The organism is Mesorhizobium sp. M0408, assembly GCF_040321495.1.
Taxonomy (GTDB): Bacteria; Pseudomonadota; Alphaproteobacteria; order Rhizobiales; family Rhizobiaceae; genus Mesorhizobium.
This window is the reverse complement of the sequence record NZ_JAMYRO010000009.1, coordinates 45,229-64,397: the sequence shown is the minus strand read 5'-3', so window position 1 is coordinate 64,397 and position 19,169 is coordinate 45,229. Positions and strand designations below refer to the sequence as shown.

The 19,169-nt window shown below is 64.3% G+C and carries 22 protein-coding genes; 6 read left to right on the top strand and 16 right to left on the bottom strand.

What is annotated here, in order from left to right; all coding sequences use genetic code 11:
* Nucleotides 1-107: 107 nt before the first annotated feature.
* The 4 genes from dinB to NKI67_RS12790 form a co-directional block, all read right to left on the bottom strand.
* The gene (dinB, locus tag NKI67_RS12805) at nt 108-1,349 is read right to left on the bottom strand and encodes a DNA polymerase IV (RefSeq protein ID WP_352645460.1); all 1,242 of its coding nucleotides are present in this window, start codon (nt 1,347-1,349) and stop codon (nt 108-110) included.
* Nucleotides 1,350-1,479: 130 nt separating this feature from the next.
* Nucleotides 1,480-2,199 (bottom strand): riboflavin biosynthesis intermediates N-glycosidase, encoded by a 720-nt coding sequence (ybiA, locus tag NKI67_RS12800; RefSeq protein WP_352638083.1) that lies wholly within the window; start codon nt 2,197-2,199, stop codon nt 1,480-1,482.
* Nucleotides 2,127-2,585 carry a GNAT family N-acetyltransferase gene (locus NKI67_RS12795; protein WP_352638084.1) on the bottom strand — a complete coding sequence of 153 codons (459 nt, stop codon included), beginning with the start codon at nt 2,583-2,585 and terminating at the stop codon, nt 2,127-2,129. The genes ybiA and NKI67_RS12795 overlap by 73 nt, the downstream gene beginning before the upstream one ends.
* Before the next feature lie 73 nt (nt 2,586-2,658).
* Nucleotides 2,659-3,009, bottom strand: coding sequence for a hypothetical protein (locus tag NKI67_RS12790; protein ID WP_352645458.1), 351 nt, complete (start codon nt 3,007-3,009; stop codon nt 2,659-2,661).
* A gap of 186 nt (nt 3,010-3,195) precedes the next feature.
* On the opposite strand from NKI67_RS12790, the gene NKI67_RS12785 reads away from it, so the two are divergent.
* A complete protein-coding gene (locus tag NKI67_RS12785; RefSeq protein WP_352645456.1) occupies nt 3,196-3,501 on the top strand; it encodes a hypothetical protein in 306 nt (101 codons plus the stop codon).
* 221 nt (nt 3,502-3,722) lie between these two features.
* Here the strand turns inward: NKI67_RS12785 and NKI67_RS12780 are convergent, their stop codons facing one another.
* A complete protein-coding gene (locus NKI67_RS12780) occupies nt 3,723-4,418 on the bottom strand; it encodes an XRE family transcriptional regulator (protein WP_023675652.1) in 696 nt (231 codons plus the stop codon).
* Between the two features lie 208 nt (nt 4,419-4,626).
* Between NKI67_RS12780 and NKI67_RS12775 the strand changes: the two genes are divergently transcribed.
* The 3 genes from NKI67_RS12775 (at nt 4,627) to NKI67_RS12765 (ending at nt 6,245) form a co-directional block, all read left to right on the top strand.
* Complete coding sequence (locus NKI67_RS12775) at nt 4,627-4,869, top strand: hypothetical protein (RefSeq protein WP_245274649.1); 243 nt, start codon at nt 4,627-4,629, stop codon at nt 4,867-4,869.
* Nucleotides 4,870-4,938: 69 nt separating this feature from the next.
* Nucleotides 4,939-5,574 carry a high mobility group family protein gene (locus NKI67_RS12770; protein ID WP_352645453.1) on the top strand — a complete coding sequence of 212 codons (636 nt, stop codon included), beginning with the start codon at nt 4,939-4,941 and terminating at the stop codon, nt 5,572-5,574.
* Between the two features lie 65 nt (nt 5,575-5,639).
* Nucleotides 5,640-6,245, top strand: a complete 606-nt coding sequence (locus tag NKI67_RS12765; RefSeq protein ID WP_352645451.1) for a DUF6456 domain-containing protein — start codon at nt 5,640-5,642, stop codon at nt 6,243-6,245.
* Nucleotides 6,246-6,289: 44 nt separating this feature from the next.
* On the opposite strand, the gene NKI67_RS12760 is transcribed toward NKI67_RS12765, so the two are convergent.
* Both NKI67_RS12760 and NKI67_RS12755 read right to left on the bottom strand, forming a co-directional pair.
* Entirely contained in the window at nt 6,290-6,595 is a 306-nt protein-coding gene (locus tag NKI67_RS12760) for a hypothetical protein (protein ID WP_023675656.1), read from the bottom strand.
* A gap of 223 nt (nt 6,596-6,818) precedes the next feature.
* Nucleotides 6,819-7,082: a hypothetical protein gene (locus NKI67_RS12755; protein WP_245274650.1), complete on the bottom strand. Its 264-nt coding sequence runs from the start codon at nt 7,080-7,082 to the stop codon at nt 6,819-6,821.
* A 274-nt stretch (nt 7,083-7,356) separates the two neighbouring features.
* Here NKI67_RS12755 and NKI67_RS12750 point away from each other — a divergent pair, with 274 nt between their 5' ends.
* Nucleotides 7,357-7,635 (top strand): hypothetical protein, encoded by a 279-nt coding sequence (locus NKI67_RS12750; protein ID WP_352453505.1) that lies wholly within the window; start codon nt 7,357-7,359, stop codon nt 7,633-7,635.
* Nucleotides 7,636-7,857: 222 nt separating this feature from the next.
* On the opposite strand, the gene NKI67_RS12745 is transcribed toward NKI67_RS12750, so the two are convergent.
* The 3 genes from NKI67_RS12745 to NKI67_RS12735 form a co-directional block, all read right to left on the bottom strand.
* Nucleotides 7,858-9,828: an acyltransferase family protein gene (locus NKI67_RS12745; protein WP_352645449.1), complete on the bottom strand. Its 1,971-nt coding sequence runs from the start codon at nt 9,826-9,828 to the stop codon at nt 7,858-7,860.
* Nucleotides 9,829-10,020: 192 nt separating this feature from the next.
* Entirely contained in the window at nt 10,021-10,242 is a 222-nt protein-coding gene (locus tag NKI67_RS12740) for an alkylphosphonate utilization protein (protein WP_023675660.1), read from the bottom strand.
* Nucleotides 10,243-10,623: 381 nt separating this feature from the next.
* Complete coding sequence (locus NKI67_RS12735; protein ID WP_023675661.1) at nt 10,624-10,920, bottom strand: hypothetical protein; 297 nt, start codon at nt 10,918-10,920, stop codon at nt 10,624-10,626.
* Nucleotides 10,921-11,153: 233 nt separating this feature from the next.
* On the opposite strand from NKI67_RS12735, the gene NKI67_RS12730 reads away from it, so the two are divergent.
* Nucleotides 11,154-13,178, top strand: a complete 2,025-nt coding sequence (locus NKI67_RS12730) for an AI-2E family transporter (RefSeq protein ID WP_352645447.1) — start codon at nt 11,154-11,156, stop codon at nt 13,176-13,178.
* A gap of 124 nt (nt 13,179-13,302) precedes the next feature.
* On the opposite strand, the gene NKI67_RS12725 is transcribed toward NKI67_RS12730, so the two are convergent.
* From NKI67_RS12725 to NKI67_RS12700, 6 genes are read right to left on the bottom strand one after another with little or no spacing between them, the layout of a single operon-like run.
* Entirely contained in the window at nt 13,303-14,238 is a 936-nt protein-coding gene (locus NKI67_RS12725) for a phosphatidate cytidylyltransferase (protein ID WP_023675663.1), read from the bottom strand.
* Between the two features lie 22 nt (nt 14,239-14,260).
* Nucleotides 14,261-14,923, bottom strand: coding sequence for a lysophospholipid acyltransferase family protein (locus tag NKI67_RS12720; protein ID WP_031211476.1), 663 nt, complete (start codon nt 14,921-14,923; stop codon nt 14,261-14,263).
* 8 nt (nt 14,924-14,931) lie between these two features.
* Complete coding sequence (locus NKI67_RS12715) at nt 14,932-15,360, bottom strand: hypothetical protein (protein WP_352645445.1); 429 nt, start codon at nt 15,358-15,360, stop codon at nt 14,932-14,934.
* Nucleotides 15,357-16,700 (bottom strand): phosphatase PAP2/dual specificity phosphatase family protein, encoded by a 1,344-nt coding sequence (locus NKI67_RS12710; RefSeq protein WP_352587009.1) that lies wholly within the window; start codon nt 16,698-16,700, stop codon nt 15,357-15,359. The genes NKI67_RS12715 and NKI67_RS12710 overlap by 4 nt, the downstream gene beginning before the upstream one ends.
* A 2-nt stretch (nt 16,701-16,702) precedes the next feature.
* On the bottom strand, nt 16,703-18,490 hold the full coding sequence (locus NKI67_RS12705; protein WP_023675667.1) for a bifunctional alpha/beta hydrolase/class I SAM-dependent methyltransferase: 1,788 nt from the start codon (nt 18,488-18,490) through the stop codon (nt 16,703-16,705).
* Nucleotides 18,491-18,516: 26 nt separating this feature from the next.
* On the bottom strand, nt 18,517-19,119 hold the full coding sequence (locus NKI67_RS12700; protein WP_023675668.1) for a CDP-alcohol phosphatidyltransferase family protein: 603 nt from the start codon (nt 19,117-19,119) through the stop codon (nt 18,517-18,519).
* Between the last annotated feature and the right edge of the window lie 50 nt (nt 19,120-19,169).

Here is a 19,169-nt window from a genome sequence, read left to right as displayed (position 1 = left end):
GGCTGATGCCCAAACCGGTGCACGACCAACTGGACCGAAGATAAATTCACAAGTCCGCAGCCTTCAACGTCATTCCGCCGACTTGGCAACCAAAGTGTAATCGAGGCTCACAATTCCTTTTCGGCCAGCTCCCGAAATGCGTCGGGAACCGATCGCCGCAGTCCGAACGCGACCGAGGCGTAGCCCACCGCCTCCCAGCCGAAGCGGTCGCGGATCTTGTCGACGGCGCGATCCGCGGTCCAGCGCGCCGCGCCCTTGCTGGTGCCGGGGCGGCGGCGGTCGTCGTCGAGCCCGAGCGGCAGTTCCAGTTGCAGGCCGGCATGCTGCTCCAGATGCGATACGGCGATCGCCAGCAGCGAGATTGTCTTTTCGTGCGGATGGTCGATGAGCACCTTGCGCACCAGCGCCTCGGCGATCTCGGCCAGCATGGCGGTTGCCGATATCGGCTGGTCGAGCGTGATCGAGCGCGTCACCGAGCGCAAATCGGCAAAGCGGACGCGAACCGTCACCGTGCGGCCGGGCCGGGATTTCGCCCGCAATCTTGTGGCGACCCTGTCGGCCAGATGCAGCAAAGCCGGCACGAAGACCTGCTCCTCGGCCGGTTTTCGGCCAAGCGCCGACTGCGCACCCGCCGAGCGCGCCCGGCGCTGCGTCTCGAGCTTGCGCGGATCGCGGTTCCACGCCAGCGCGTTGAGTTTCTCTCCCGCCGCCGGCCCGAGCAGGCGCTCAAGCGCCCCACCATTGGTCTTCGCCAGCTCGCCGATGGTGTTGACGCCGATGCCGGCCAGCCGCTGCCTGGTGACCGGGCCGACGCCCCACATCAGCTCGACCGGCAGGTGGTGCAGGAACTCCAGCTCGTGGCGCGGATCGACCACCACCAGCCCGTCCGGTTTTGCGACCTGTGAGGCGATCTTGGCCAGATGCTTGGTGCGGGCTACGCCGACCGAGATCGGCAGGCCAAGCTCGGTCCGCACGCGGCGGCGGATCTTGCCGGCGATCTCGGCCGGCGAGCCGAACAAATGGGTGCAGCCGGCGACGTCGGCAAAGGCCTCGTCGATCGAAATCCGCTCGACCACCGGCGTGAAATCGCCGAGCACCTTGATTGCCGCATCGCCCAGCCGCTGATAGTCCTTGAAATGGCCGCCGACGAAGATGAGTTGCGGGCAGAGTTCCCGCGCGCGCCGTCCCGGCATACCGCCGCGCACGCCGAACGCCTTGGCTTCATAGGATGCGGCAAGCACTACCCCGCCGCCGACGGCAATCGGCTTGCCGCGCAAGGCCGGGTCGAGCAACTGTTCGACCGAGGCATAGAAGGCATCCAGATCCGCGTGGAGGATGTTGGCTTCCATCCGGCCCGTTCGCCCGCGGCGGTTCGAACGCCGCATTGTCTCGAGTTGTGATGAGAACATAAAGAGAACATTGTGGGTGGATTGTCAAGCAGCGCGGAGGCTGCCGCAGATGACGAGCGCACGGCAATGTTCAGCCGCGCAGCCGATCGCGAGCCTGCATCAGCGCGAATCCCAACAGGTTCTCGCCGCGCCACAGCAGCGGGTTCACTGCCCTCTCGTCATCCGCCGCAAGGCCGATACCCCACACCCGGTCGACAGGGCTCGCCTCGACCAGCACCCGGTCATGCGTCGACAACAGATATTCGCGCAGCGCCGCGTTCTGACGGAACTTCTGAAAGCTCCCTTCAGTCACGATGCGATATTTGTCTGCATCCCATTTGGTGCCATCGAAGCCGCTCACCTGGCGGCCAAGCTGCTTTGCCTGCTTGGGGCTCGCCGCCCTGAGGATTTGTGTTGCTGTCGGAGCATCACCGAACAGTCGTGCCTTCTCGGCCATCATCCAGTGTTCGGCAGTCGGATAGCTCAGGCCATCGACGGTAAAGGGCGCATGCCACCACTGGCTGAAGCACGACGTGGTTATGCGGCCGTCCTTAGACGGCTGATGGCCCCAGAAGAACAGGAACTTCTGCCGGGGCTTTGCGCGAAAGGTTTTCTCAAGCCAGGTTCGGTCGTAAATCATGGGCGGATGGAGCAGGGCGAACGGCCGGCTTGTCAATGCTCCATCCAGAGTGGATAGCGAAGATGAGCGGTCGGCGCTGAATGCGATGAAATGCTGATCTACAGCGCCATCTTGTAGCCGAGATGACTGGCGGTGAAGCCGAGGCGCTCGTAAAAAGCGTGCGCCTCCCATCGACCTTTGTCCGTGGTGAGCTGGACGAAGCTGCAATTGCGCGAACGGCATGTTTCAATCGCCCATTCGATCATCAACTTGCCGACGCCGCGAGAGCGCCATTGCCAGGCGACGCGAACGCCCTCGATCTGGCCGCGCCAGGCGCCTTTTCTCGAAATGCCTGGAAGGAAGCTGAGCTGCAGCGTTCCGACCACTTGCCCGGCGTTGACGGCGACGGCCAGCAACTGGTTGGGATCGGTATCGATTGCGCTAAAGGCATCGAGATAGGATGGCGCAAGCGGCGTGGACGGGTCTTCCCGGTCTGCGCCGAGCACATCGTCGGCAAGCATTGCAACGATCGCCGGCAGGTCGGGCGCCTGCGCGCGACGGAATTCGATCTCGCTCATCGCGCGGAGACATACGGCGCGGTGTCGGCGATCGCAATATCCGTTTTGACTTGCAAGGGAGGCCCGCGCGCCTTCAGGTGGCCTCGAGCGCCCAGAGGCGGTGGCCGTAGCGGCGGAAGAAGCGGGCGAAGAGGCGCTGCTGCCTGGCGCGGGCGAGGTCGGCGGCGCGCCTTTCCTGCCGCCAGCGCGGCATGTTGCGGAACATCGACAGGAAGCGGGCGGCCTCCTCGGCTGACTGCGCCGGGCGGATCGCCGCCAGGAACAAAGCGCGGCTCGGCTTCATCCGGTCGATCGCCGCCTTGCGCTGGCGATGGCCCTGGCGCGCCGTGCGGATGCCGTCCTGGCGGATGGCCGCGAAAGCGGCAAGCATGGCCGGGCTGTCGCCGGCATAACCGCAGGCCTGGGCGAACTGGGCGAGGTCCATCGTCACTCCCTTGCTTGCCGGCGGACGGAGCGGCCGCGGTTCTGTTGCTCGCGCCGATTCCAGCCTGCACGAGATAAAAGCATAACTCAAATAATTGAACAAGTGAAACTTTCACGTTGATGTAAGCGGAACCGACTCGACTCCGCTCCAAAAACCGATAATGTTGCGAACAAAGCAGGAACAACGATGGGGATGACCATGGCATTGGCAGGCAAGGAAGCGACGATCGCCGATGTTGTCTCGATTGCCGTCGAATGCATCGACTGCGGCCGCAACAGGTGGTGGAAGCCGGCCGAGCTCAAGCGGCATGGGGTGATGCCGGAGACACCGCTGGCCGCACTTTCGGGGCGCCTGATCTGCAAGACCTGCCGGGCCGACGGCCTGCCGGGCGCCGCCGTCTCGATCCAGGCCGCCTTCATCGACGACCGGCAACGGACCCGCGCCGAGGCGCGCCTGCTCAACGGTCGAGAGCTGCAGTCGAGGCGGGCTTGAGGGGGCGGGCGTGCTGCTCTTCCCTTCTCCCCTTGTGGGAGAAGGTGGCCGAGCGAAGCTCGGTCGGATGAGGGGTGTTGGACGGATCGCTACCTTGATGGCGTAAGTGCTTAAAAATCGCTTCTACATTTCCTCCGCCGCGTTCCTTCCAGCACCCCTCATCCGGCTCGGCGCTGTGCGCCGATCCACCTTCTCCCACAAGGGGAGAAGGCAACAAGCCCTCAATACCCCAGCAATTCCTTGAGCGGGATGACGCGGAAGACGTTCTTGATGGCGTAGCGGTTGAAGGACAGCGTCTTGGGCGGGTTGTACTGTTCGACGATCAGCTCGGCGGCGGTGCGCTTGACCAGCTTCTTGATGAAAGCCTTGCCGTTTTGCTCGTTCTCCTCGGGCAGCGTCTCGATCACCACATGGTCGCCGGGCAACGCTTCGCGGCCGCCGCAATAGATCATCTCGCCGGGCTCGTAGCGCGGCACCATCGAATCGCTCAGCACGTGCAGCGCAAACACGTTGCGCAGATGCCGGATCCCCGGCGGCCGCTGGACATAGCCGGCCGGCTGGCCGTTGAAGGTGAAGTCGCCATCGTCGCCGCCGACGGCGGTGCCGAGAAGCTGGATGTCCATCGGCCCGGCGGGCAGGGGGCCGGAATCGGTGACGATCTCGGCATCGGCAACCGGCCCGGCATCTTCGAGGAAGACGACCTCGCCCTTGCCGAGCGCCACCGGGTCGACGCGCAGGAACGCGGCGGTCTTCAAAAGGTTCTCGGTCTTGGGCAGGTTGCGCCCGGTTTCCCAATTGCCGACGGCAGCGACATCGGTGTCGTTGTGCTCGGCAATGTGGCGCATCACCAGGCCGCGCTGCTTGCGCGCCCGGCGGATCGCCGCCCCGACCTTGATCGACAGTGCAGTTTTCACCATGGCTCCATCTGAGGCACAAGATTCGGTTTCGTCTATGCAAGAATCGCTTGCATTATGGTTTGAGTTATGCTCTTATGTGGTCATGCACAAGTCGCTCCGCCAGCTTTCGGTCCTCGAATCCGCCCTTCAGCGCCAAGGCGGCGGCCGAGGTAGTCATGTGCCAACCCTTTCCCCTTCGTCGCGGCTGTCCTCCTCCCCGGCCGGGACGATGCCCGAGGCTCGCGCCTCGGATCCGGCAGCGCAAGCGGCCGGAACGGCCGGAGCCGTTCCCCTCACGGCTCCGGCCACGAATTACCTGCCGGCCGGCAATGCGGAAGCCGCGGTTTCCTGCATCCGCACCGAAGACGGCACGGTCATCGCCTTCGACGAGCGGACGGACAAGGCAGTGTCCGGCGCAACAAGGCAGGCGGCCGAGATGAAGCTCGATCGCAGCAGACCACGCGAAGGCTGACCGGCTTTCGAGCCTGAGGCCGGCGAAGCCGGCGCCGCACACAACCATTTTTGCAGGGAATGAAACATCATGGCCGCCCGCTATTCCGCCTCGGAACTGGAACAAATCGAGAACTGGCTGATGAGCGGACTGTCGGCCGCGAAGATCGCCACCCGGTTGACCGCGCTGCGCGGCCGCCCGGCCTCGCGTGCAGCCATCATCGGCATCGTCCACCGCACCGCCCGTTTGCGCACCATCGGCCTTGCCAGATCCAAGGGCTGGTGTGGCCGACGCTCTGGCGGCCGGCTCGGAAATTCGGCGCCTGAGCCATCAAGCACTGCTGATCAAGCGGAGTCGGCTCCGAAGGCCGAGCCACGCTGCCGCCCGGCAAGGCTGTCGGCCAGGCTGGCGCCGCCGGCCTGGCAGCCGGGTCCGACTCGGATCACCGGGTCAGATGGCGCGCCGCTCGAAATGCCGGCGCCGCGCCCGATCGCCGCCGGCGGTCGCCAGCCGCATTTCGTTGCCATGCGCTTCATCGATTGCCTGTTCGAGCGCTGCCGCGCGCCGCTCGACACGACGCCGCAGGAGGATGCGGAAAACGACGCCCCCGGCAGCCGCCCCGGTTTGGACATGCTGTGCTGCGGGCTGCGCACAAAGCCTTCGAAAAGCTTCTGCGCCTATCACGCTGCGCGCTTCCTGCGCACGCTGCCGGCCGAAGCGATTTGAGCCCGCTGCAATGAGGCTGGAAGTTCGCCAGAGCCCGACGACCAAAACCTAGGAGGACCGAGCCGATGAGCACCAAAACCGCCCAAAAGGCCACAGCCAGGCCACCGCAATTGCCGAAAGGCGAGGCCGAGCAGGTGCGCATCCGCAAGGAGATCGGCCATGATTTCGCACTGAAGGACGACCGGTTCGGCCGCAAGCGGCTGGCGAAGGGGACGCAGGAGGGAGCGCGCCTCTATGAGGTCTCCAATGACGGCCACACAGCGACCGGCGGCATCGTGCGGGTGCGCAACGTCGACCCGCTGAGCGGCCTCACCTCGCTGTCGCGCCAGCAGCGCGAGGCGGGTACGCGCTACCGCCAGGATTTCCGCAACTCGTCCGAGGCAACCGCCAAGCCGATGGCTTGGGCCGAGCGCGTCGACGGCGGCCGTACCGGCAGCGGCGTCGCCGAACACATCCTGTCCGCCGGCCGCGACCATGCCGAGGCAACCAGGGCGCTTGTCCATTGGGAGATCGCCGGCATCGTGCAAAAGGTCTGCTGTGCCGACGCAACGATCAAGAGCCTGGCCGAACAGGCCGGCGAGCCGCGCGACGTGGTGGTGAAACTACTCAAGATCGGGCTCGACATATTGGCCGTGCATTACGGCATGATGCTGATGCGCAAGCCGAGGTGAGAAGCCCCGCCGATCCGGCCGGCAATACCGGCCGGATCGATCCGTCAACGACGGCAGACACGGATTCTTTCGATAATCCGGTGGTGATGACGCCAGTGCTTGATGACTTCGGTGTGGCAGCGCCGGTGGTGGTACCGGTAGCGCGGCCTGTAGTCCTCGTCGTAGACATCATAGCGGTAACGGGGGACGTACTCATCGTCGTAATCGGAATATCGATGGTGGCGATAATAATAGTCGTCGTCATAGCCGTTGCCGATGCCGATCGTGACGCTGCCGCCGGCATTCGCCGGGCCGATCACGGAAGCCGCCGAGGCGATGGCGATCACCGAGGCAAGCAGGAGCTTCTTCATAGCTACCTCCTTCTTTAACGTCCCTCTAATAGAAAAACCCCCGAGGGGCAGCCTCGTTCCATAGATTGGCAAGATGTAAGGAACGGACGGGCCCGAAGTTTAGCGCCTGCTGGCGCGAAAACGCCGCTGGGTGCGCCGGGGTCGGATCGTCGACGCAGCGTGGCCGCTCCTCTCATCAAACAGCGGCAATCGCGCGTCAGTCCCGTCTTTTGCCGACGTCTGCCTACAGAACATGGCCCAATTCCAGCAAAACGAACGCGGTCGCACCCAGCACAGCGAGGGCGTAGGCCGCATAAAGAACAAGCAGCATTACCTCAAAGTCCCGGACGAAGCTTGTGGCAATCCTGGTCTCCTTAGGCTCCGCTTTCTCGATGCGGTCGGTTTCCAGTTGCTCCGTTGCCACAACGAGGCAGACAATCCTGTCGTTGTCGGCCGCCTGTAATATCCGTTCCGTCAAATCGACTGCAATCACTGGATCATCGGCCAACTGATCTCGCGATAGCCGGCTTTCAGTGACGGTCTGGATCTCACGCTTTCTCACGCACGCATAATTGCGTCGACTAAATTAGGTTCCACTAAAATAGATAGATTGCCTCGACCCGATCACGACGTGGTGAGGCGTGAGCCCAGCTGGGCGGTGAACTCCGCCTGAGGCCGCCATTTGCCGACCGTCGAGGCGAATCTCGATCGGCGCATCCTCCGATCAAAGGGCGCGGGCTTCTTTATAGGCTGCTACGGTGCGCCATTGCTGGTAGGTCGCAATGCCAAAGCCGCCAAACTCTCATATCGCGAACGCAGCGCCGACGTCTTCAGTGCCGACCGGTTATGACGAAGATCGCATGCTTACTTATATCCGGCTGCTCGACGCGTCGGCTGAAGGGACCGATTGGCGTGAGGTCGCCCGCATCGTTCTGCACATTGATCCGGAGCAGGAGCCGGAGAGGGCTTTCCGGGCGTGGGCGACACATCTGGCGCGTGCACGATGGATGACCAGGAAGCGGAACGAGTTGCGCCAATTGCATGATGAGTGGTGGGGGTGAGCACTATCTAAGCGGAACTGCCGTCTCGGTCTGGCCGTTGAGGGAGGAGGCCAACATGGAAAAGCGCCCAATGACTTCTTGGCGAGCTTTCGAGCTGTGCTGCCTTCTTGCAGTTCCGCTGTCGCTTATCCTTACGGTTTTCCTGGCGGGTCTTATCCTTAGCTGACCCCCGCATGGTTGCTTGCCGAGGGCTGGGTCGTGATCCGACAAGATCCGGAACCGTTACTTTACGGCCGCCGCCATCACATCCGAAAACAGCGCCCGCTCCACTGCCGGTTCCAGCGTTTCGGCGAAGGGCGTCGCCAAGTGGTGGCGGTCGCGGAAGGCTAGTTTGCCGTCGATGAAGACATGGCAGGTGGTCTGGTCGCAAAAGCGGTCGGTCATGTCGATGTAAGCAGCGTTCGGTGTCGAGCGCACGATATCGCGCTCGATGGTGGCGATGTCGTCGTTTGCCGCCATGATCCTCGGCGTGTCGCATGTCGCGGGCGTCTGGCCCCGCCACAGCGCCCGCGCCACGCATTTGTCGGCGTAGCTTGCATTGTAGGGAACGTCCCTGATGACCGCGACCTTGATGCCGGCCTGGCTGAAGGCTTGAAGCGTCCAGGTGAGGCCCGTCCGCCACTGCGCTTGCCAATCGGCGTGCTTCAACTCCTCGGGCGATTCTTTCATCACATTGCCGATCGAGAACTCCGAGATCACCACCAGTTGCGGGTGGAGCGCGATGATGTCCTTGACCGACTGCTCGCGCCATTGATCGCATTCGGTGTAGTCGCGCTTCAGCCGCCAGTTCCAGGTCGTCACCCGCGAAGCCCGGCAGGAGGATTTGAGAAAGGTGACGACGCGAAAATTGTTCTTCTCGGCCGCCTCGATCAGCGGCGTCGACCAATGGTCGGCATGCGAGTCGCCGAACAGCACGACCGAGCGCTGGGCATCCTTGCGGCCGAACATGCAGGGCTTCGGCTTGACGGTCTCGAAATCGAGCACGCAGCCGCCATTGCTCGCGCGCACGGTGGAGAGCTGCGCGGCGCTGTCGGCGATGACGTGCTGTTCGGGGCTGAGATTGTGCTCGGCAAAGCGCGCATTGCCATAGGCCGCGACCACGCCGGCGCCGGTCAGCGCGACGGCGGGCACCAGCGCCCGCGCTGCTCCGGCCATCAGCCAGCCGTTGCGGCGGATCGGGTTCTCGATGAAATGATAGGTGAACATCGATAGAAGCAGCGTCAGCGCCGCGCAGGCAAGGCGGTCCAGGATGGACAGGCTGGGAACCACCATCGCCGCATAGACGATGACCGGCCAGTGCCAGAGATAGAGCGAATAGGACAGCCGGCCCAACCATTGCATGGGCGGCAGCGCCAGCACGGCGCTCGGCAGATTGCGGCCGCCGCTGCCGCTGAGCAGCAGCAGCACGGTGCCGACAACAGGCGCCAGCGCATTCACCCCGGGAAACGGCGAGTCTTCGTCCAGCATCAAATAGGCCCAGGCGATCAGCGCCAGACCGAGGCATGCCTGGAGCGTGGCCAGCAGCGGCCGGTCGCGCCAGATTTTTGCCGGCGCCATGGTCGCGAGGCCGCCGGCGGCGAATTCCCAGGCCCTGAGCGGCGAGAAATAGAAGGCCCAGGGCTGCGACACTTCCGTCAGCCAGGCGCAGGCGGCGAAGGAGGCCGCGCCGGCGACGCCGATGACGATTATAGCGGCGCGCTTGCCGGGACGCAGCCAAGCGACGGCAAGAAGCAGCGCCGGCCATGCCAAATAGAACTGTTCCTCGACCGAGAGCGACCAGAAGTGGATGAACGGGTTGTTGGTGGCGTCGGCGGCGAAATAGTCGAACGACCAGCGGATCAGCCAAAGGTTGATCATGTAGGCGGAGGCGAACATGGCGCCTTTCGAATAAAGCGCCTGTTCCTCCGGCGACAGGATGAAGTAACCCGTGAACAGCGTGGCGAGGATGACGAACAGTGCCGCCGGCAACAGGCGCCGGGCGCGCCGGGCGTAGAAGCGCCAGAGGTTCAGCCGCCCGGTCTCGGTGATTTCCGTAACCAGGTGACGGGTGATCAGATAGCCGGAGATGACGAAGAAGATGTCGACGCCGGCAAAGCCGCCGGGCAGGCCGGACAGACCAAAATGGAAGGCGATGACACCCGCCACCGCCAGCGCGCGCAGCCCTTCGATGTCAGGCCGAAATGATGCCGACACAATCACCTCATGCAAGGAATGCCCACCTCGCAGAGGCTCGACCCGATGCGACGATATTGCAATGCAACAAATCTAACGCAGTGCAACATAGGGGGAGGGCGCGGCTCCTCCAGTTCCTCGCGTGGGCGATTCACTCACATGAGCGATTCGAGAGCGACTGATATGGAAGCGAAGCGAAGGGTGCCGAGGCGATCACGCCTTTTTCAAAAACTCGGTCTTCAGCACCAGGCCCTTCACCTGCCTGGTGCTGCATTCGATCTCGCCGGGATTGCCGGTGAGGCGAATATTCTTCACCAGCGTGCCGCGCTTGATCGTCTCCGACGTGCCTTTGACCTTGAGATCCTTGATCAGGGTCACGGAGTCGCCCTCGTGCAGCGCCGTGCCATTGCTGTCTCTTATGATCGCGTCGGTCATGGCAGGTCTTTCGTGGGACTCCGGTGCGGAGGTGGTTGGCTCATTACCCGGCCTATCCCACGGTTGGCGGCGAGGTCAAGCGTGCCGGGGGCAGCGTGCCGGTAACCAAGCGTGCCGGCCGCTAATGCCAGGCGGACGGCCGACCGGAAAACCCGGATTGTGAGCAGACTGGGACCCCTGGGCGGTAGTGGCATTGCCGCTTCGCGACATGCGCTCAGGCCAAGCCATGCCAATGGCGCCACGGCAATCGAAGTCGTGGCCTTTTACGCGGATATTCCGGCACGAGTTCAAATAGATGAGCGCCCGCCCGTGCGGACAGGAAGGTCGCAGTGACAGACCTGCCCGCCCTTTCGCTTGGTGCGTTATTTCAATTGGCAACGATCACTTGTTGGCGCCACCGAGCTGGTTGGCCATCTTGCAGAAGTCGGCATGCATCGTGGCAATGCCTGCGTCGCTGCATTCCTTCAACATCATGGCCCGGTCGCTCGTGGACATGGCCATCCATGCCGCCTTGAATTCGGCTTCCGACTTCATGGTCTTCATGCCGGCGTCGGTGAAGAAGGGGTTCATTTTCTGCGGATCGTCGAGCGCCGAAGTGCCAGTGGCACCGGCGGCAAGCGCTGCGCCGGTCATCATCGAAAGCGCCATCGCGCCCATGCAAAGCGTCTTGATGTTCATGATCATTCCTCCTGAGCTGCTGCTTTGAGGTTGTCCATCAGCGATCTACGAAGGAACGGTGTTTTGACCCAAAAGTTCCACGTTCTGGCGCAGACATGGAACAGGATTGCCCGTGACGTCATTAATGCAAAAAATTCTACCATGACTGAATTTGCCGCGCTGCCGACCAGGGCAATCGGCGTCCAGCTGGGTGAGACGCTGCGAAGTTGCACGCCGGCTCAATATGCCCGATCATGGCGACGGCGGGGCGGAGGTATCAAGTGGCGGCAAATCGTCGAAACGACGCGCACCTGTCGGAGCCCCGGCGGGCGGGCATTGTTTCCGCGGCCAGGGCGCTTCCGCGCACATCGTTGCCCAGCGTAGCGTCGGTCGTGACGGCCGTCGCGGCGCTCTATTTCGGGCGCGAGGTCTTTCTGCCGATCGCAATCGCGCTGCTGCTTACCTTTGCGCTCGTGCCCATGGTGTCGGCACTCAAGCGAGCCGGCATTCCGCGTCTTCCTGCCGTGATCGCCAGTGTGCTCGGCGCATTCACGGTGCTGGCTCTGTTCTCCTTCATCGTCGCCACGCAGGTCAGTGAACTGGCGCAGAACATTCCGCTTTACCAGGCGAATATCCTGACCAAGGTCCGGTCGCTCAAGGAAACCGGCGTCGGCGGCGGCATCGTTTCCAGATTGAGCCGGGTGATCGAACGCGTCGGCCAGGAGCTCGACAGACCCGAGCCCGCACAACCCGCCGCCGATCAGCCTCCGCGGGAACCGATCCCGGTCGAAATCGTCGCGCGCGAACGACCGCTCGAGGTTCTCCAGAATCTGATCGGCCCGCTGCTGAGCCCGCTGGCATCGGCCGGACTGATCGTCGTGGTCGTCATATTCATGCTGCTCGAGCGGGAGGACCTGCGCGATCGCTTCATACGCCTCGTCGGCTATGGCGATCTGCATCGAACCACCGAGGCGCTGCAGGATGCCGGCAAGCGCGTCGGCCGCTACCTGCTCATGCAATTGGTCGTGAACATCGTCTATGCCGTCCCAATTGCCATCGGACTTTGGCTGCTGGGCATACCCAATCCATTGCTGTGGGGCTTGCTGGCGCTGGCGCTGCGCTTCGTTCCCTATATCGGCCCGGTCATCGCGACGTTGTTGCCTCTGTTCCTGGCGCTGGCCGTGGCGCCCGGCTGGTCGCTCGTGCTATGGACCGCAGGGCTTTTCGTCGTGGTGGAACTGATCACCGGCAACGTGATCGAACCTTGGCTCTACGGCTCGCGCACCGGGCTGTCGCCATTGGCCATCATCGTTGCGGCGATCTTCTGGACCTGGCTTTGGGGGCCATTGGGCCTGGTTTTGTCGACGCCGCTCACGGTCTGCCTCGTCGTGCTCGGCCGCCATGTGCCGCAGTTCGAATTCCTCGACGTTCTGTTCGGCAACGAACCCGTGCTCGAACCGCACGCCCGGCTTTACCAGCGGCTGTTGGCCGGCGATCCCGAGGAAGCGACGGACCATGCCGAGGAGATGCTGGAGGAAGAATATCTGGTCGAGTTCTACGACAAGGTTGCGATTCCCGCACTTCTGCTCGGCGAGCAGGACCGGGTGCGTGGTGTGTTGAGCGATGAGCAAAGACAGCAGGTCGCGGGCAGCGCGCTGACGATGGTGGCGAACCTCGACGACAGCGCGCAGGAGGAGGCGGAAGCGGACGACACGGCCGCGGCCGAGGACAACGGCTCACGCGAGGACAAGCACGTTCAGGGGGAGGTTCAGGGCGAGGAAGACACCGAACTGCCGGGTGGCACGGGCATGTCGGTGCTGTGCGGCGGAGGGCGCGGCGAACTCGACGACGCGGCTGCCGCCATGCTGGCGCAGGTGCTCGAAGTCCAGGGCGCTACGGTGTTGAGAGCGAGCTTCGCCGAGATGGAACCGGGGAGCATTCGCCGCCTTGAGCTCGACGCCGTCGATACTGTCGTCGTCGGATTTTTGAACCGGGATTCCGTCAAGCACGGGCGGTTCCTGGTCCGTCGGCTGAAACGCGCCAAACCAAGGTTGCGAGTGGGCATCGTCTTGTGGTCGGGAGCCGACAGCGACAACCAGGAGGCAGATGCCAGATTGGCCAACGAGATCAACGCCGATTTCGTCGCACATGGCATGGTAGGCGCGGTGCTCGGTGCGTTGTCCAGCGCTCCGCCGGTGGCGCTGAAGACCACCGCCAAACGCCGCATGCGCCGCCTGACGCCGGCGCGCAAGAAAGAGCCGCTCGCCGCGGCAAAATGAGCGCGGCGAAGACTGCGGCAGGTCGGGTTATTACCGCTTTCGCGAAAGTGGTAATAACGAAACGGATCAGGTTATCTTCGCAAGGTCGCGCTGAACCGTCCGCCGCGGCAAACGGCGCCAACCTTTATACAGTCCAGAAATAGCGCACCGTATGGAAGAAGACCGGGGCGGCGAAGACCAGGCTGTCGGCACGGTCCATCATGCCGCCATGGCCTTCGATCAGATGGCCCCAGTCCTTGACGCCTTGATCGCGCTTGATGGCGGAGGCGACCAGCCCGCCAAGGAAGCCCATCAGGCAGGCGATGAAGGCGACGCCGGCTGCCTGCAGCGGCGAGAACGGCGTCAGGAACGACAGCAGCGCGCCGAGCAGGCTCGATGCCGCCAGCCCGCCGACCAGCCCCTCCCAAGTCTTCGACGGCGAGACCGTCGGCGCCAGGAGATGCCGGCCGAACAGCTTGCCGAAAATATATTGCAGCACGTCGCTGCCTTGCACGGTGATGATCAGGAAAGCGATCAGCAACAGGTTGCGGCCTTCGAAGCCTGGCACCTCGAGCGTCAGCAGCGCCGGCACGTGGCTGACGCAGTAGACCGAAATCATCACCGCCCATTGCTGCGCCGAGACGCGCTCGAGAAAGCGCTCGGTGTCGCCGTGCAGCGCGGTGATCGCCGGCATCAGCAGGAAGCAGTAGACCGGGATGAAGATGGTGAACAGGCCGTACCAGGCGGTCCACACCAACCAGTACTGGAACGGGATGACGATGCCGAACATGCCGAGCAGCACCCAGTGGTCGCTGCGGCGGCTGTGCGTCAGCGTCACGAATTCGCGCAACGCGGCGAACGAAATCAGCGCGAACAGGATGGTCATGCCGGGGCGGCCGAAGAAGAAGGCAACGGTGATCGCCACCACCATCACCCACCAGGCATTGATGCGCTGGGTGAGGTTGACCAGCGTCGGCGACAACGGCTTTGGCGCGCGCCATGACAAGACACCGGCGACGACGCTGGCGCTGATCAGCACCGCCAGCAGGCCGACAATCAGAATGAGGGTTTCGTGCATCATCGGCAGCATTTTGCCTTGGTCCTCAATCGTCTCGCTGCGGCCGGGGGTTCAGCGCCAGCAGCGTTTCGCGGGCGCGGTCGAGAAAGGCGCGGCGTTCCTCACCCGGTTGAATGGCGATCGGCGCGCCGAAGACGACACGGCAAAGCAGCGGCACCGGCACGAATTGCCCCTTGGGCAGCACCCGCGACATGTTCTCGATCCAGCACGGGATGAGCTCGACATCGGGCCGCGCCATCGACAGATTGTAGAGGCCGGAGCGGAACGGCAGCAGCGGTTCGTCGGTCATGTTGCGCGTGCCTTCGGGAAACAGGATCAGCGAATGGCCCTGGTCGAGCACCGACAGCATGATCGAGATCGGGTGCTGCGTTTCATCCGTCCACTGCCGGTGGATCAGCACGGAAGACAGCATGTCCTCGGCAATGAAACGGCGCAGCCGCGTCTTGCTCCAATAATCGGCGGCCGCCACCGCATGGGTACGGGCGCGCTCCTTCTCGCTGAGGCAGGCCGACAGCAGGATGAAATCGCCGTGGCTGGCATGGTTGGCGAAGTAGATGCGCTGCCGGTCCGATGGCTGGCTGCCGTTCCAGATCGGCCGCACTCCGGTGACCACCCAGGCCAGTGCCGACAGGCCGACCGAGGTCACCGTCTGCAGCAGGGTATAGGTGCTGACGCGAAGCTTTGTCATGGACGGGCTCAAAAGAATGCCGCGACGACCGAGGCCGCCGCGAACAGGCCAAATGCGATACGCTGCTTGGCGAGCAGACGGCGCGTGCCGGCCATCCGCCGGTCGAGCGAGCGGCCGCCTGCCGCCGTGGGTTTCAGCCGCATGCGCGCCAGCACGTCGTCGATCGCCGCACCACCGCCTGCCTCGCTGGCGTGGCTGGCCATCAGCCGGAACAGCAGCGCGTCGAACAAAAGCAGGGCCGAGAGAATAATTGTGGCTATGGCACCCGCGGCGGCGATCAGCCAGGCCGCCGCGGACAGCGACGATGTTTGCGGCGCAGCCGCCAGGCCGATGACCGGCGCCGCCAGCAAGGCAGCAGCAATCAACAGCAGCGGCCACGCAACCTGCACCATCAGTCCGGCGGCGAACGTCTCGGCCTTGTCTCGAAAGGCGGTCATGTCGGCGCGTCCATGCCAAGATGCACAGGCCGGCCGGCAGCGGCGAGCTGGCCTCGCGCCTGATCCGGCGTGGCGGCCCGGCCGCTGGCGACCAGCCATTCGGCGACGACGGCGGCGCTGCGCTGGAAGCCGAGCGCACAGCAGACCAGCACCGTGCCCTTGCTCTGCGCCGTCTCGATCGCCGCCACCGCTTGCGCACGCGCCTCGCGAGACGGCGGCAAAAGGTCGACCATGGGCAGGCTCAACCAGCGGATCGAGGCGCCGCGCGGCCTTTCCAATTCGCCGGCAAGGTCGATCACCGTGCCGAAGGCGTCGGCCTCGGCGGCGGTCGGAAAACGGCCAAGGGAAACACCGTCGGCAATGACGATCTGCGCCGGAAGCTTTCGCGTCCATGCCCACACATTGACCTTGGCGGCAACCCGGTAGGGCCACAGCAGAAGACGGCTGGCCAGCGACACGCGGCCATCGGCTGTTTTCTGGAACACCTTGGCGCCGGCGCCGGCATAGGCGAAAGCGACTATGGCCAGCGCCAGTGCCGGCCACAACAGGATGAGCCACAGCGCCGAGACCAATGCGCCGGCAGCGGCGCCGGCCAGCGCAAGGCTTGCGCCGAGCGCATAGAACAGCGCCAGAAGCCGCGCCTTCGGATCAGTGCTCAGGCGGAAGCCGGCGAACGGCAGCTCGCCGTCGCGCGAAAACAGCCACAGCGCGAAAAGGCCGAGCAGCGCGCCGGTCGGAATGTCGATGAAATGGTGCTGCCACGTCGTCAGCACCGAGGCGCCGATCAGGAAACACCAGACATGCCAGGCGACGCCGGCGATGCCGGTCAATCGGTGACGCCAATGGTCCCAGATGATGACCAGCAGCGCAATATGCAGCGACGGCGCCTGGTTGAAGGGTTTGTCGAAGCCGCCGAGCACGGCGAACATGAAGCCGGGCAGGCCGCTCGTCTGCGGGCGCACGAACGTCGCAGTCAGCGGGAACAGGATGAAGCAGGCGACGGCGACGATCTGTGCCGTCAGATAGCGGCCGGCAAGGCGGTCGACGCCGCTCTTCGAACTGTTCAACAGCAACGACAAGCCATAGAACAGGTTGATCGACCAGTAGGGCACGATCGTCCAGGCAAGGAACGCGACGCCATGCTCCCAGCCGAACACGATGCTGCCGAGGTCGTCGCGCCGCGACGCCAGCCAGTTGGCGAAGCCGTAGGTGGCGTAGAAGAACGGCGCCAGAAATGCCAGCCACAGCGCGGCGCGCAGGACTATCCCGGGATACGGCTCGTGCGGCAAGGCCGGAAGGGCAGGGGCATCGCGAGGTAAGGCAGAGGCAGGCAAGTCCATGTTCAGACGCGCCGCGCGACCGAAACGGTGAAGATGCCCCACTGGTCGATGCGCTGGTCGAGCTTCTCGAAGCCGGCGGCCGCCACCAACTGGTCCATCTCGGTCTGCGTGCGGCGGCGCATCACCCAGGCCTGGCCGCCGCGGTGCGAGGTCAGGCTGCGCGCGATCATCTCGAGCTGCGGATGCCAAGGCTGGTTGGTGTAGACGAGCAGGCTTCCGGGCTGCATGGCGCTGGCCAGTCCACCGAGCGAGCGGGCGATCATGGCATTGTCGGAAAACAATTCGTAGAGCCCCGAGACGATGGCGAGATCCGGCGCCGGGTCGAGCCCGGCCAGCATCGTGGCGTCGAAGGCGTCACCTTGATGGAAAGTGACGCTCGCCGGCAGCTTGCGCTCGGCGATCAGCTTGCGGCCGAGCGAGACGTTGAGCTCGGAGAAATCCTGCAGCCGCACGCTTGCCGGCGGCGCGGCGCCTTTCTGCACGGCATCGAGCACATAGCGGCCATGGCCGGCGGCGATATCGACGATATGGACCGGCCGGCCGGCGGCCTTGAGCGAGGCGGCGGCGCTGCCGATCAGCTCTTCCAGATGCAGCTTGCGCTGGCGGATGCCGCGCCAGCCGATGGCATCGAGAAAGGTGCGGTCGATCATGCGGCCAATGGGGCTGATGCCGCGCGCCTCGTTCTCATAGACATAGTCGAGCGTCGAGCCGGAATCGAAGCCGGTGGCAATCCCCGTCTTCATGCCGGACGACAGCCAGGCGCCCATGCGGATCGAAGCGCGGCTGATTGTCCAGTAGAGCCCCCTGGGAGACAGCAGCGGCAGCGGCGAGGCCAGCCGGTCGGCCTCGTCGCGTGTGTAGCCGGCACGGTCGGCCTCGGTCAGGTCGACCGGCTTTTCCGGCGCTGTGAACTGCCTTTCGAGGAAAGGCCTGATCAGGTCGAGTGCCTTGTGGCGGTCGCGCTCGCCCAGCGTGTCGTGAAAGAAGCCGGGCAAAATATGCCGCTCCTTGGCCGGGCTCGCCAGATTGACGAAAAACTCGTGCTGCGGTCCATGGCGCACCACCCAGTCGCTGCCGGAGATCAGAAGCTGTGTCGGCACGGTGATGGCGCGGGCGTCGGCGACGATGCGCGCGGCATGGTCGTAGAGCTCGACCAGGATGTTGGAGGCGATCGGCCGGGTGATCAGCGGGTCGGCGTCGAAGGAGGCGATGCGCTCGGGGTCATGCGTCAGGAATTTCGCCTTGACGTAGGAATTGACGAAGAAGCGGCCCTTCAGCTTCTGCCACAACGCAATGCCTTGCTTCGCGAAGGGCACGTAGAGCTTGACCGAGAAGGCCGGCGAGGCCAGCACCAGGGCGCGAATGTCGGGCGCGTAATCGTGCACCCAGGCGGCGGCAAGCACGGCGCCGAAGGATTGCGCGATCAGCGCGATGTCGCGCCGGGCAAAGCCGTCGCTGCCAATCTCGCGCACGAAACAATCGATGTCGCGCACCAGCGTCGCAAACGACGGCGCATAGCCGCGTTCGCCGGCGGAGCGGCCATTGCCGCGCGCATCCCAGGCATAGAACGCGTGGTCGGGCATCTCAAGCTCGTCGACCAGATGCGCCATGCGGCCGCCATGCTCGTGGCCGCGATGGAACAGCAGGATGGCACCCTTGCGGTGTTCCGACAGCGCCGGCCAACAGCGGTAAAAGATCTCGGTGCCGTCATGGCTCTTGAAGCTGCGCTCCTGCGCCACCCGCTCGATGTTGGCTGAAGCCACTGCCGCAACCGTCTGTTGGTGAAGCATGTTGTTCTCCCTGGCGAGACCGGAATTCAGCTGCCGCTCCCGTTAAGGCCGCTGTGTATCCGGTTGATGGCGGTCGCCAGCGAGAGTGTAGCCATGGCCGGAAACACGAGCGGCGTGAGCGCCGGGACCCACAGGCCGGACGCGATAAGCACGGCGAGGATGCCGAGCGCCAGCGCCCGGTCGCTTTTGCCGAACGGGCCGGCATAGTTGCGCCCGGTTCCTGCGGCGATGCCGAGCACGCCGGCGAACTCCGTGATCATAGCCGCGATCGCAAATGCAACGACGCCCCAGGCAGGAAAAATGACGGCAAAGGCCAGGATCAAAGCGAGATCGGAGACAACATCGCAGAGCTCGTTGAGATACATGCCGAGCTTCGAGGCCTGGCCATGTTCCCTCGCGAGCATACCGTCGATCGCATTCAGCGCCATTCGCGTAAACAGCACGAGCGGCATCAGCAGAAAGACCACGCGGTGGCCGGCAAGGGCTGCCACCACAAGGCCGGTGGCGAGCGAGAGGGCAGCGGCCAGCAACGTGATCTGGTTGGCGGTGATGCCGGCTCTGGCCAGTCCGTCGGCAAGCGGCCGCAACCTGGCCTGGAAGGCCGGTTTCAGCGCATAAAGCGTCGGCATATGCGAACCCCCCGGCCGCGGTGCAAATTGATGTTGGCGAGGATGGTCAA

Excerpts from the sequence above, each read along its gene's own strand:
- dinB (WP_352645460.1), bottom strand. The coding sequence starts at position 1,349 with ATGGAAGCCAACATCCTCCACGCGGATCTGGATGCCTTCTATGCCTCG.
- ybiA (WP_352638083.1), bottom strand. The coding sequence starts at position 2,199 with ATGGGAGGCGCACGCTTTTTACGAGCGCCTCGGCTTCACCGCCAGTCA.
- NKI67_RS12795 (WP_352638084.1), bottom strand. The coding sequence starts at position 2,585 with ATGAGCGAGATCGAATTCCGTCGCGCGCAGGCGCCCGACCTGCCGGCG.
- NKI67_RS12790 (WP_352645458.1), bottom strand. The coding sequence starts at position 3,009 with ATGGACCTCGCCCAGTTCGCCCAGGCCTGCGGTTATGCCGGCGACAGC.
- NKI67_RS12785 (WP_352645456.1), top strand. The coding sequence starts at position 3,196 with ATGGGGATGACCATGGCATTGGCAGGCAAGGAAGCGACGATCGCCGAT.
- NKI67_RS12780 (WP_023675652.1), bottom strand. The coding sequence starts at position 4,418 with ATGGTGAAAACTGCACTGTCGATCAAGGTCGGGGCGGCGATCCGCCGG.
- NKI67_RS12775 (WP_245274649.1), top strand. The coding sequence starts at position 4,627 with ATGCCCGAGGCTCGCGCCTCGGATCCGGCAGCGCAAGCGGCCGGAACG.
- NKI67_RS12770 (WP_352645453.1), top strand. The coding sequence starts at position 4,939 with ATGGCCGCCCGCTATTCCGCCTCGGAACTGGAACAAATCGAGAACTGG.
- NKI67_RS12765 (WP_352645451.1), top strand. The coding sequence starts at position 5,640 with ATGAGCACCAAAACCGCCCAAAAGGCCACAGCCAGGCCACCGCAATTG.
- NKI67_RS12760 (WP_023675656.1), bottom strand. The coding sequence starts at position 6,595 with ATGAAGAAGCTCCTGCTTGCCTCGGTGATCGCCATCGCCTCGGCGGCT.
- NKI67_RS12750 (WP_352453505.1), top strand. The coding sequence starts at position 7,357 with ATGCCAAAGCCGCCAAACTCTCATATCGCGAACGCAGCGCCGACGTCT.
- NKI67_RS12740 (WP_023675660.1), bottom strand. The coding sequence starts at position 10,242 with ATGACCGACGCGATCATAAGAGACAGCAATGGCACGGCGCTGCACGAG.
- NKI67_RS12735 (WP_023675661.1), bottom strand. The coding sequence starts at position 10,920 with ATGAACATCAAGACGCTTTGCATGGGCGCGATGGCGCTTTCGATGATG.
- NKI67_RS12730 (WP_352645447.1), top strand. The coding sequence starts at position 11,154 with ATGGCGACGGCGGGGCGGAGGTATCAAGTGGCGGCAAATCGTCGAAAC.
- NKI67_RS12725 (WP_023675663.1), bottom strand. The coding sequence starts at position 14,238 with ATGATGCACGAAACCCTCATTCTGATTGTCGGCCTGCTGGCGGTGCTG.
- NKI67_RS12720 (WP_031211476.1), bottom strand. The coding sequence starts at position 14,923 with ATGACAAAGCTTCGCGTCAGCACCTATACCCTGCTGCAGACGGTGACC.
- NKI67_RS12715 (WP_352645445.1), bottom strand. The coding sequence starts at position 15,360 with ATGACCGCCTTTCGAGACAAGGCCGAGACGTTCGCCGCCGGACTGATG.
- NKI67_RS12710 (WP_352587009.1), bottom strand. The coding sequence starts at position 16,700 with ATGGACTTGCCTGCCTCTGCCTTACCTCGCGATGCCCCTGCCCTTCCG.
- NKI67_RS12705 (WP_023675667.1), bottom strand. The coding sequence starts at position 18,490 with ATGCTTCACCAACAGACGGTTGCGGCAGTGGCTTCAGCCAACATCGAG.
- NKI67_RS12700 (WP_023675668.1), bottom strand. The coding sequence starts at position 19,119 with ATGCCGACGCTTTATGCGCTGAAACCGGCCTTCCAGGCCAGGTTGCGG.